The organism is Helicobacter sp., assembly GCF_014799995.1.
GTDB lineage: Bacteria > Campylobacterota > Campylobacteria > Campylobacterales > Helicobacteraceae > Helicobacter_D.
Map to the genome: position 1 here is coordinate 13,223 of NZ_JAAVGY010000032.1, position 12,282 is coordinate 25,504.

Annotated in this window: 11 protein-coding genes and 1 pseudogene; 1 reads left to right on the forward strand and 11 read right to left on the reverse strand. The window is 36.9% G+C overall.

The window, feature by feature from the left end:
* Positions 1 to 31: 31 nt before the first annotated feature.
* From HDT10_RS04530 to HDT10_RS04570, 9 genes and pseudogenes are all read right to left on the reverse strand, one after another.
* Positions 32 to 835: a hypothetical protein gene (locus HDT10_RS04530; RefSeq protein WP_290880494.1), complete on the reverse strand. Its 804-nt coding sequence runs from the start codon at positions 833 to 835 to the stop codon at positions 32 to 34.
* Positions 836 to 872: 37 nt separating this feature from the next.
* Positions 873 to 2,165, reverse strand: coding sequence for a HAMP domain-containing sensor histidine kinase (locus HDT10_RS04535; RefSeq protein ID WP_290880496.1), 1,293 nt, complete (start codon positions 2,163 to 2,165; stop codon positions 873 to 875).
* Positions 2,144 to 2,815, reverse strand: coding sequence for a homeostatic response regulator transcription factor HsrA (gene hsrA, locus HDT10_RS04540; RefSeq protein WP_115550652.1), 672 nt, complete (start codon positions 2,813 to 2,815; stop codon positions 2,144 to 2,146). The genes HDT10_RS04535 and hsrA overlap by 22 nt, the downstream gene beginning before the upstream one ends.
* A 196-nt stretch (positions 2,816 to 3,011) precedes the next feature.
* A pseudogene (locus tag HDT10_RS04545) lies at positions 3,012 to 3,700 on the reverse strand (lipopolysaccharide core heptose(II) kinase RfaY).
* 44 nt (positions 3,701 to 3,744) lie between these two features.
* The gene (locus tag HDT10_RS04550) at positions 3,745 to 5,097 is read right to left on the reverse strand and encodes a class II 3-deoxy-7-phosphoheptulonate synthase (protein ID WP_290880500.1); all 1,353 of its coding nucleotides are present in this window, start codon (positions 5,095 to 5,097) and stop codon (positions 3,745 to 3,747) included.
* A gap of 70 nt (positions 5,098 to 5,167) precedes the next feature.
* The gene (locus HDT10_RS04555) at positions 5,168 to 6,451 is read right to left on the reverse strand and encodes a citrate synthase (RefSeq protein WP_290880501.1); all 1,284 of its coding nucleotides are present in this window, start codon (positions 6,449 to 6,451) and stop codon (positions 5,168 to 5,170) included.
* A gap of 115 nt (positions 6,452 to 6,566) precedes the next feature.
* Positions 6,567 to 7,130: a LolA-like outer membrane lipoprotein chaperone gene (gene lolA, locus HDT10_RS04560; RefSeq protein ID WP_290880503.1), complete on the reverse strand. Its 564-nt coding sequence runs from the start codon at positions 7,128 to 7,130 to the stop codon at positions 6,567 to 6,569.
* A gap of 10 nt (positions 7,131 to 7,140) precedes the next feature.
* Positions 7,141 to 7,623, reverse strand: a complete 483-nt coding sequence (locus HDT10_RS04565; RefSeq protein ID WP_290880557.1) for a YqhA family protein — start codon at positions 7,621 to 7,623, stop codon at positions 7,141 to 7,143.
* A gap of 78 nt (positions 7,624 to 7,701) precedes the next feature.
* Positions 7,702 to 9,699, reverse strand: coding sequence for a nitrate- and nitrite sensing domain-containing protein (locus HDT10_RS04570; protein WP_290880506.1), 1,998 nt, complete (start codon positions 9,697 to 9,699; stop codon positions 7,702 to 7,704).
* A gap of 179 nt (positions 9,700 to 9,878) precedes the next feature.
* Here HDT10_RS04570 and HDT10_RS04575 point away from each other — a divergent pair, with 179 nt between their 5' ends.
* Positions 9,879 to 10,625, forward strand: a complete 747-nt coding sequence (locus HDT10_RS04575; RefSeq protein ID WP_290880508.1) for a M48 family metallopeptidase — start codon at positions 9,879 to 9,881, stop codon at positions 10,623 to 10,625.
* Positions 10,626 to 10,822: 197 nt separating this feature from the next.
* Here HDT10_RS04575 and HDT10_RS04580 read toward each other — a convergent pair whose 3' ends face one another.
* The gene (locus HDT10_RS04580) at positions 10,823 to 10,954 is read right to left on the reverse strand and encodes a hypothetical protein (RefSeq protein WP_290880510.1); all 132 of its coding nucleotides are present in this window, start codon (positions 10,952 to 10,954) and stop codon (positions 10,823 to 10,825) included.
* A 40-nt stretch (positions 10,955 to 10,994) separates the two neighbouring features.
* Positions 10,995 to 12,281: a succinyl-diaminopimelate desuccinylase gene (dapE, locus tag HDT10_RS04585; RefSeq protein ID WP_290880512.1), complete on the reverse strand. Its 1,287-nt coding sequence runs from the start codon at positions 12,279 to 12,281 to the stop codon at positions 10,995 to 10,997.
* Position 12,282 lies beyond the last annotated feature (1 nt).

The following is a 12,282-nucleotide window of genomic DNA, read 5'->3' on the forward strand; positions in this document are numbered from 1 at the left end:
GATTTTTATTTTCTTGTATTTACTCTTTGCATTAGTAAATTTCTATCAAATCAAATTCTTTGATAATTGTCTTTTTGGGTTTAAAAGGTGCGGCGAACTCATTGCCCACTTGATAAATCGGCAAAAGACTAGAATCATAATCAATAGAATTTTCCCCATAGGCGTAATAGTCTTTAGATTTGGATTGAGAATCTTTTGCGGGATTGGTCTGTACGAAATCTCTTGATTCTGCTAGAGTTTTTTCCTGATAGACTTTAGGAGTATTTTGAGAGATTCTAATACTTTCTTGAATCTCTTTTGATTTGAAATAAGATTCCAATTGTTTGACACGCAATGCAACTTCTTGATAATATTTTTCAGCTTGTATGTTGGCTTGCTCATTCTTTTGCCAACTATATCCTTTGTTATAAGACTTGATGATATTTTTCCAATTTCCTTTATGCTCTCTCTGCCAATATTTCAGCTCTGTAATCGCAATTTGTTCGGCAAAAGCATCGTTTTCAACGAGCATAGCTCCTACCATATTTTGCGTAAAACCATTTTGCTTTAATTGTGGATAACGATTAATGACGCCGGGAATATAAGCGTGAAAATTCCCCGCACTTGGGTCTTGAAAATTCATTTTGTATTCTCCTGCGCAGGATTCTTGCCAAGCAATAGCCGCAAGCGTTAAACCAAATCCATCTTGTTCCCCTGCGAGATAAGAGTGTAATAAAACCCTTTTTTGAGATTCTGAAAACTGATTCAAAGGAACACAAGAATTTTTAAATTCTACTTGCGGTAATGCAAAACTGATACTCACCAAAGCACATAAAATAAAAACAATGCGTTGCATAAAACTCCTTTTTAGAGATTCAGCAATTTTTGTTCCTTTATTTATGGTTTGCGATTCTTAGTTCAAAAGTTGCAATCGTGCCGTGAGTATCCAAACGATTTTGCAATGAAATACTTCCTCCTAGCGCATTTGCGGCATTTTTGGCAAGAAACAATCCAAGCCCTGCTCCGCTTTTGTTACCTGCGCGTTTAAAAGGAGCATAAATATCTTCTAATTCCGAATCAATCCCGCAACCCTCGTCCATTACAACAATGCGGAGTGTTTCTTGGTTGATGATTTGACTCGTCAATAAAACACTTTTGCCCTCGGGAGTAAATTTAAAGGCATTTTGTAAAAAGTTTTGTACAATTTGAGTTAGAAGCGTAGGCTTGATTGTAATTAAAAGCTCATTAGCGTCAAGATTGCAAACGAAATGTTTATTTTCTTTTTTGCTAAGAATCCGAAAATTATCCGCAATATTTTGCAAAATCTTATGCACATCTACAAGGCTGGATTTTTCAAATTGCGCACTCTCTTGTCTTCCCAAATCAAGCAAGGTTTTAATGATTGCATTCATCTCATTGATACTTTGGATATTTTCCTTTAATGCATTGACATATACTTCTTTTTCTCTCTCTTTAATTAGCGTTACTTCACACTTAGTTTTAATCACTGCCAATGGAGTTTTAAGCTCGTGTGCAATCCCAATGAATAATTGCTTCTGCCCTCCAAAATAGCTTTTAATCCGCTCTAAAAGATTGTTGATAGACGCAACTAATGGGTGAAATTCTAAGGGCAAACCCGCACTATTTAAGGATTCCAAATCGTGCTCTTTAAGCTTTCCAAGCGTGGTAGAAAGATTCTGAATTGGCTTATAGAGAATATTTGAAAAGGCAAGCGCAAAAAGTTGTATCAAAATCAATGCAAAAAAAACAACTAAAAGAATGCCTTTCAAGAGAGAATCTAAAAATACAACTTCTTGCGTAATGTCTTTTGTGATTTTCAGTGTCTTATTGGTTTGATAAGGGGAGGAGAGAGAATAATAAATGCGATTTTGAGATTTTGTTTTGGCATAGAGATTTTGCTGCATTTGCGTATCCAAAACCTCAATTTTCCAAACATCTCCTCCAAAAGGATTGGGGCTTTGGACAAAAAAACTTTGTCCGACATTATAATGAATGCTGCTTTTAAAAATATGATTTAACTGGCTTTGGAGGCTGTGTTTAATACGACCATAAGTATCAAAATAAAGATAGGTGTAAAGCGTGCTAGAGAATATCGCCAAAAGGGCGATAAAAGAAATCGTAATTTGCTTAGTATAATCTCCTCTTATACTCCTTTTGGATAGCAAAATCTGTAACCTCTGCGTCTAACTGTTTCAATCGTAGCAATGTTAAGGGGCTTGTCCATTTTTTGACGAATTTGATTAATAGCTACTTCAATAACATTAGGGGTTACAAGCTCTGGCTCTTCCCAAATCGCGTCTAATAATTGCTCTTTTGAGACAATTTGGTCTCTATGACGTGCAAGATGCGTAAGCACCTCAAAAGGCTTGCCTTTGAGTTCAATTTCTTGGTTTTTATAGGTGATTTTTTCTTCATCTGGATTAATGACTAAATCTTCAATCTCAATCAAATTTGTCCCACCAAAGCGCAAACGTGCCTCAATTCTTGCGACTAATACATTGAAGTCAAAAGGTTTGGCTAAAAAATCATCTGCCCCTGCTCTAAGTGCTTCTACTTCACTTTCTGCATCATCTCGCGCAGAAATAATAACGACTGCGGTGCGAGGGGATTTATTTTTAACCTGATTAATGATTTCAAGTCCGCTACCATCTGGCAACATCCAATCTGCAAGCACTAAATCGTAATTGCGAATACTAATATAATATTCCCCATCTTTTAAATTTTCTGCCACATCGGTTTGATAATTAAACTCGTTCAAACCCTCAGTGATTGTCTTATTAAGACTGATTTCATCTTCAACGATTAAGATTCGCATTCGTTTTCCTTATTTCTAATTTAAAAATTAGCGGAATTGTAGCATAGTTTTAGCTATTTTTAAACAAATTTTATAAAAGATTAAAAAGATTTGTTTTAACCACTTTTTTATATAAATTTCGCCCGAGTTTTCCCTTGAACAACCCTTATTCCATTTCACAAAACCCATTAAGGAGGGATAAATTTTAATGCAAGAGCTATTTTAATAAAACAATATTCTTGAGAATCTTGAGTCTTTCTCGCAAAACTCTTCGCAAAACCACAAGAAAATATCCAAAATCCTTCTTTGTATTTGGAATCCCCAAACGATTCTCCATATTAATCCTATCTTCTGCCTTGCGATAGCAATTAGGAGACTTTCCGGAGCAATCAATCATTCTTATTTTATCGCAAGACAAGATAAAATTACTATCCCAAATATCCCCCATAACCATATTATGCGAGTGCAACTCTTCTACTGCTTCTTTGATTTTTTGCTTTAGTGGTGCATCTAAGGTATTGATTTGCTCCCCCTTGATATATTCTACAATCATTACGAAAATCTTAGAATAGTTTATAAATTTTTTCTCCGCCAAAAAATAAAAATCATTGACTCTAAGACAACCCTCCTCTCTTACGCGTTTCGTTTCTAAAAAGAGATTCAAATAATAATCTCCTTTAAAAAACGACTTAAGAAATCGTTCGTTTTTTTTATCCTGTGGAGTGAATACTTTTAAAATATACTCCCCCCCCCGCTACTAACTAGAAAAACTTGCGTTTCTTTAGTGTTTTTAAATGTTTTTATAATTTTGAGAGAATGATGAATATAGTCCAAAAAGATTTTTTCTAAAAATTCATAGTCTTTTCGGACATATACTTGATAGGATTCTATTCTTTTGGCAATCATCAATTTCCTAAAATATCATCCAATATTCTTTTTGCCTTGCGTTGCTATATTTTGCGATTCTTTAAAACATCTGCAATCAAAAACGAAAGTTCTACTGCTTGGCTTGCATTTAGACGCGGGTCGCATTGTGTATTATAATTGCAACCCAAATTCTCTTCTGTAATCGCCTGCATACCTCCTACACACTCTGTTACATCTTCACCTGTCATTTCCAAATGCACGCCTCCAGCATAAGTGCCTACACTTTTATGGATTTCAAAAAATGCTTTTACTTCATCTAAAATACTATCGAAAGAACGTGTTTTATACCCACTACTCGCCTTGATGGTATTTCCGTGCATAGGGTCTATGCTCCAGACAATTTCTTTTCCTTCGTCTTTGACGGATTCCAATAATTTGGGTAATTTTTCTTTGATAGTTTTCGCACCCATACGAATAATAAGATTTAAACGTCCAGCTTCATTTTGCGGATTGAGAATCTCACAAATTCCTAGAACATCCTCTCTTGTGGCATTAGGTCCGATTTTCACACCCAATGGATTTCCTACACCGCGTAAAAATTCTAAATGCGCTCCATCAAGATTCCTTGTGCGCTCGCCAATCCACAGCATATGAGCCGAACAATCATACCATTGATTCGTTAAATGGTCTTTGCGCGTTAGAGCTTCCTCGTAATTCAAAAGTAAAGCTTCGTGTGAAGTAAAAAATTCTGTTTCGTGTAAGGTCGGGGTATTCTGTGCAGTGATTCCACAAGCTTCCATAAAAGCTAGGGCTTGCGTAATCTTATCCGCCATACTCTTAAAACATTCGCTTTGCGCATTGCTTGCGAAATTAAGATTCCATTTTTGCACTTGGTTAAGGTCAGCCAAACCACCTTGAGCAAAGGCACGGATTAAATTCAATGTAGCGGCTGATTGATGATAAGCTTGTAAGATTCGTTTAGGGTCTGCTTCTCTAGCCGCTTTGTCAAATTCAATACCATTGATAATATCTCCACGATAACTTGGTAGTGTAACACCATTAAAAGTTTCTGTGTCGCTAGAACGTGGCTTAGCAAATTGTCCCGCCAAGCGTCCGACTTTAACGATTGGACAAGAACCCGCATAAGTAAGCACAACTGCCATTTGTAAAATTACTTTGAACAAATCCCGAATCCGAATTGCATTAAAGTCTGCGAAACTTTCGGCACAATCGCCACCTTGAAGCAGGAATGCCTCTCCTTTGGAAACTTTTGCCAAATGAGTTTTAAGAGTTCTTGCCTCGCCTGCAAAAATAAGGGGGGGATATTTACTAATCTCTTTTTCAACCGCTTCTAGTGCGTTTAAATCTTTATAAGTGGGTTGCTGAAGGGCAATTTTACTTCTCCAGCTTTTGGGATTCCAATTTATATCTTGCATTGATTTTCCTAATAAATCTAAAATAAATTGGAAATTTTACCCAACAAATGATAAAACAACCCTTACCCGCTTATTTGCCCAAATACACTTGTCTTGGACGCGTAATTCTAGCATGTGGATTTTTCATATGTTCCATTACTTGCGCACACCAACCCGGCATTCTACCAATCACAAAAATAGGCGTAAAGAGCTGCACAGGAATCTTTAATGCAGTTAAGATGATTCCACTATAAAAATCTACATTGGGATAAAGGTTTCTTTCTTTGAAATAATCATCATTCAAAGCAACTTCCTCTAATTTCTCCGCAATCTCACTTAGACGCGCATTCATCGTAATCCCTTTTTGATTCAATTCATCTTTCAATGCCTTGATTGCTTTCGCGCGAGGGTCATAACTTTTATAAACGCGATGTCCAAATCCCATAAGTCTAAAAGGGTCGCTCTTATCTTTTGCCTTGGCGACAAATTTATCAACATTTTTTACATCGCCAATTTGTTCTAATTGCACCAAAACCTTTTCATTCGCCCCTCCGTGTGCTGGTCCCCAAAGCGCATTAATGCCCGCTGAAATTGCTGCATAAGGATGCACACCTGTGGAAGCAACATTACGCACAGTTGTCGTAGAAGCATTTTGTCCGTGGTCTGCGTGTAGAGTAAAGATTTTGTCTAAAGCCTCTACTTCAAGGGCTGAAATTTCTTCCTCTCCTTTAAGTGTGTGTTTAAGTTTTCCATTAGGATAAGCACGCAACATATAAAGGAAATTTTCTACATAACTACGGCTTACATCGGGATAAATAAAGGGCGTGCCGATTGAATTACGATAAGAAAACGCAACAAGCGTTGTAATCTTGGCGATAATCCTACGTGCCATTGTCTGATAGTCGCCCTCATCATTCATTTCTTTGTGGTCAAAATGAAAAGTAGAAAGTGCCGCAACAGCAGAACTTAAGTTTGCCATTGGGTGTCCGCCATCGGGAAATGCGTTAAAAATATTAATCAAACTTTCGTGCAAAAAAGCTCTATGACGCAATTCTAAATCAAATTCTTTGGATTCTTGCTCATTTTTGGGAGCTTCACCTGTGATAAGCAGCTTTGCCACATCGGTAAATTTATATTTTTCTACAATTTCTTCAACAGGGATTCCTTTATAAAGCAATTGTCCATTTTTACCATCTATGTAACTAATCGTGGATTCGCAACCTGCGGTTGAACCATAGCCTGGGTCATAAGAAAAAATATTTGCACGCTCAAACAATTTACTAAAATCTACAGCCTTAGGTCCTCGTGTGCAATCAATGAGATTAAAGTCAAACTTCTCACCTGTTTCATTGTTAATTAATGTTATTGTTCCCATACTTAACTCCTTGTAAAATCAAAATTTATCTATTTTAACCAACTTTTTAAAAAAAGTGTAAAAAATTTTTAAATTTCTACTAAAATTTTTCAAGCTGCTATTTTTTTACACATTATTAATTATAAATAATGTCTATTTCGCTACTTGGCTTAAAATCAAAAATCTTGGAATCTACTGCAATATTAACTTTCACATCAGAAAATATAATTTCAATTTTATTCCCTAATGCGTCATTAAAACTGATTTGTTTAGGGATTCCATTTTCTAAAAACAAATCATATTTTTGTTCCGAAATTATTGTTTCATAGTGATTTTCTGTTATTTTTTTAGCGTTTTTCAATAAATACAACAGATTCATATTTTCTTGCAATCGTGTAAAAATTGCTTGCTTTAGCTTTGGTTCATAAACAATCATTGTGCCTTCTTCTATAAAAATTTCTTTGGGGATTGGCATAACATAATCCCAACGCAATCTTGAGGGCGCAAGTGCTACAACTTTCCCTTTATAAACAATTTGATTTTGTGTATCTTCTTCACTAGAATATAAGGTTTGTGTGAAATCTGCACTGAAAGTTTTTATATCCTTTAAAGATTGTGCGTTACTAAAATCAGTCAAAAAAAACATTACGATTCCACATTTCAATAGAATCTTTAGCCAAGATTGAAATTTTTTGCACATTAAAATGCCTTTAATGTTTAGAATCTTTATGCAAGAAATACAATCCTATTGCGAGTGCTAAGATGGAAATAGCAAAAAACAGCATATCCTGTGTGCTTTTCATTCCCATATTAAGCACTTTGGAGAAAAACGCTACAATCAGAGCCATTACAATGACTTTTGCAAGCTTATCTTTGAGTTGGTCTAATGTATGGATTTCTAATACCTTAGAATTATTTTCATCTCTAATTTGAATTTTGGCAATAAACAATTCATAAAGCCCAAAAGCAAAAATCAATAAAACAACTGCAATCAAATATAAATCAACCGCCATAATAATGGAATTGAGCAAAAGATTATGAATATCCGCATTCGCCCCCAATGAGCCGATATAATACAAATAAGTTTGTTTCGCTGCCTTTAATATATCTATACTCGCAACGATAAACAACAAAGTAGAGCCAATGAGAGACAAAACAACAGCCAAAATGATAAAAAGCCGCGCATTCCACATTAATTTTTCAAAAATACTTCTCAAAAATATCCTTTAAAATAAAATGTCAAATTATACCAAACTTAATTGAATAAGCTTTTAGAATTTAAACTCATTGATTTTATTTTCCATTTCCACTGCTCTACTCTCTAGCTCATTGGAAACAGAGGAAATCCTATTCATTTCTTCTGCGATTCCTTCTAAATTTTGGTTTAAGGTTTTGTTGTTTTCCAAAAGCATTTCTGTGTCTTTGCTCAATATCAAAGAACTATCAATCGTTTCTTTTGATAAAGTGCTAATAATTTTGATTTTTTCTACCACAGAAGTAATGGCTTCTTGAATCGTTTGAGATTCCTCTACAATATGATAGAAACTTTTTGCATTTTGCGTGATTTGAGTGCTCACTCCATTGATAGATTGCACAATTGTGTTAATAATCGCATCAATTTCGTTAAGAGATTTTTGCGTTCTTTCTGCAAGTTGTCTTACTTCATCGGCAACGACAGCGAATCCTCTCCCGTGTTCTCCAGCTCTTGCCGCTTCAATCGCGGCATTTAAGGCTAAGAGATTCGTTTGGGAAGCAATATCATCAATTGCCCCTAAGATTCCTTTGATATTTTGCGCTTCTTTATCCAATAAAGCGACATTATGGACTAAATCCTCTTGTAATTGTGCATCTTGGGCAATCGTTTGTGTGAAGTTTATAATGGTATTTGAAGCATTGTCTAATTCTTCTTTTGCCGCAAGCACATCTTGCATTGTAGCATTTGTTTTTTGGATATTGTCCTCTAACTCCCTCTCAACTTCCTTTCCTGTCATTTCTGTTTTACTAGAAAGCTCGAATCCCTCTTGCGTGCGGACTAATACTTCTTTCGCACTATCAAGCAAATTTTGTGAAGTTTGTAAATTTTGCTTACTTTGTGGAGCTAGTTGTAAGAAAATCTGCCGAATCGCCTCAAGAAAATCATTCATCGCTTGATTGATGATACCTATTTCATCGGAGCTTTTTCCAATAACCAATTCTTTTCCAATATCTTTTGTGTTTTTTAGCTCTACTAAATATTTTCGCATTAGTCGGATTCTAAAGGTAATACTATGTGCAATCAGATAACCAACTGCTAGAGTAACGATTACGACAATACCTGCAACGCTAAGCATTAACCAAAAACTAAAAAAGTTCGCTTTTTCAATCCTAGAAATTTGCCCTATCAAATCTCCTGCTAATTTGTCTTCCACTTCTTTTAATAAATTGATTTTTTGCGTAATCGTGCTAAACCAATAGGTTGCCTTAACTCCAAATCCTCCCTCCATAAAATGTTCCATTGCTATTTTTCGCATTCTTTCTACTTCGGAGAAACTCTTATCCTCTGTCATTTTGAGATAATATTGATAATTTTCTTGACTAGCATAACGTTTAAAATCCTCCAAAAAGATATTTTGCGCTATGGTAAGAGCAATGAAGCGATTATAAATGCCACTTGCAAATTTATCTGCACTAAAGGTATTAGAAAGCACGGCTCGCTCTTGTCCAGCGTTTTCTTTGGCATTTAAGAAATTCACATAAGCGACTAAATTTCTTGTGATTTGGTCGTTCGTGCTAATATTAATGATTTCAACGATAGATTGAATATTTCGGGCAATCGTGCCGGTATAATACCCCAAAACATCGCCTACTTTGACATTTAAAGAATCCACGCCCTTACGAATCTCATTGATTTTGCCAATCGCATCTAAAGAAACTTGCAAAGAATCTTGCATATTTTTAGGATAAGTATGCAAATCAAACTCTGTTAGAAAACTATGCAATTCTTTGATTTTTTCATCACTTAGATTGCGTTGGTCTTGCAAAGCCTCTTTGAAATCTCTACCTTGTGAGCCGAGAAAACCAGCGGAAGTGCCTCGTTCTTTTTGTAATTCGTGAATCACAAGGGAAATCTTGGTTGCCAAAGTAACGCCGTGCTTTAACAATACGGATTCTTGTGCGATTTGATAACGCTCACTAATTAACACAATAGAAAAAACAATCAGGGTAATTAAGGGAATCAACATCAAACAAATTAATTTTATCCCTACTTTGAGATTATTTAAAATGGACATACTCTCTCCCTTTGCAAAGTCTATTTCATAATTTATTGTCGCAGTTAGAATTATTATACATTATTTTTAAAAAATAAGTAATACTCGGAAGTCAAATTTTTATATTTTTACAATTTTAATTTTAGTAATATTTTCGTTGATAATTTATGTTTGATAAATTTCCTAAGAAGGACTGATTAATGAAAAATTTGCTATCTACTTTGTTTGCTTGTGCGCTTTGTGCATTTTTGAATGCTTGCTCATCTACCGCACTCACAAATCGCCCGCAGCTTATGCTACTAGGTGCTCAAGAAGAGATTGCTTTAGGGGAGCAAAGTGCTCAAGAAGTCTTACAGCAATCAACATTAAGCACTGATATGCAGCAAACACAAATGGTTCAACGTGTCGGACAGAGAATCGCAAATGTTGCAGAGCGTCCAGATTTCACTTGGGAATTTTATCTCTTAGAAGAAGAGCAAGTCAATGCTTTCTGTTTGCCCGGTGGCAAGGTGTTTGTTTATACAGGATTAATGCCCTTAGTGGCTAGTGATGATGAACTTGCTGTGGTATTATCTCACGAAATTGCTCACGCAATTTTGCGACACGGGGCGGAGAGAATGAGTATGCAAACAATCCAATCTATTGGCGGGGGGATATTAGGAATCATCGTCAATGCGCAAGCACCGGGATATGGTAATTTGTTTAGCCAAGCATACAATCTAGGTAGCAATGTAGGCATAATGCTGCCCTTTAGCCGCTCTCACGAACTTGAGGCTGACAAAGCGGGCATTATGCTAATGAAAAAAGCAGGCTACAACCCGCAAGCCGCAATTAGTTTTTGGGAAAAAATGGCAGCCAATAAGGAGAAAAGCTCTTCGGATTTTCTTTCCACGCACCCTAGTGATTCCAAACGCATTAAAGAAATCAAGAAAATACTCATACAATAAAAGCAATGCGTCCTTGTGGGATTCTGCAAGTTTTCATTGCGAGAATGTAGCATTTCGTGGTAATTCTACTCTCGTCATTGCAAGCGGTTTAAAACTGCTTGGGAATCCCGCTTTTTGTCATTGCGAGAGGCTTTGCCTTGTGGCAATCTATAATCTTGTATATTTGCGATTTGCTCTGTCATTGCGAGCGTGATTTATCACGCGTGGCAATCCATAATCGGAATCTCGCCCTTGAATCTGCCTTTTGTTAGATTATAGATTGCTTCGTCTTTCGCTTCGCTCACTTCTCGCAATGACGCAGTGGCTTCAACGCTTCGGTAGTCTTGCAATGACGAATCCCGATTCCCTCACAATGAAAAAATTCCAAATTTAAAGTATATTCCATTGCGCCAATAGCGTCAAAAAGGAATTTTGGAGCGCATCTACTTCGCTTAAACGCACACATTCATTGAGAGAATGAATGCTATCATTACACACTCCACATTCCACGACACTAATCCCATATTCTGCGAAATATCGCGCATCACTCGTGCCGCCACTCGTGCTAAGCTCTGGAGCAAAACCATTTTGCCATTCCAATACTTTGGCGATTTTTTGCACAATCGGACTATCTTTATCCGTCAAAAAAGACTTGGAACTTTGGTTTAACTCCAAAGAATGCGGAACTTGAGCGAGCAAACTCTCCAAATATTCGCGCAAATCCTCTAAACGCGTCTGCGTAGAATTGCGCACATTAAACATAATTTTCAACTCATTAGGCGTAACATTGACGACTTCCAATCCTCCACGAATATCAGTAATTACAAGCTTGCTTGGCTCAAACTCTGCACTTCCCTTATCCAAATCCCACCCTGCAATCTGTGAAAGATAGGGTGCGATGAGCTCCACAGGATTCACGCATTTCTTGGGATATGCTACATGTCCTTGCTTGCCAAATACTTTTAAGATTCCATTGATAGAACCGCGCCTGCCTACTTTAATCATATCCCCGAATCTCTCCGCACTCGTGGGCTCGGCGACAATCGCAAAATCAGGCAACAAATCACGCTCTTTTAGGCATTCTAAGGTATATTTCGTGCCAAAAATCGCCGCACCCTCCTCATCACTCGTCAAAAGCACAGATACGATTCCGCTAAACCTTTGGCTTTGCAAATTTTGGAAATCTTTGAAACCCTGCAAATCCACAAACTCCCGAATCGCACAGACAAAAGCAGCTATCCCCGCTTTCATATCTTGCGCGCCCCTGCCATAGAGGAATCCCTCTTTTATGGTAGGCACGAAAGGATCGCTTGCCCAACCCTCACCCGGTGGCACGACATCAATGTGCCCTGCAAAACACAAATGCGTTTTCTTAGCCCTATGAGATTCCGTCTCCATAGAATCGCCACACTCCTCTCCCTCCGTCATCGCAAGAGGCTGCGTCTCATCGTAATCTTCCGCTTGCGATTCCGCATTGCCTGTATCATCTGTGCCCAAATCTTTATAAAGAAAAAGATTCTTTACGCCCTCTTTTTCAAACTCTAATACTTCAAAATCGTGTAAAATCTCTCTAATATACGCATAGATTCCGCATTCTTGCGGGGTGATAGTTGGATAAGTAATCAGCTGTCTTAAAACTTCTATGCTATGCGTCTGTGCTTTTGTTTGTGGCTGCATT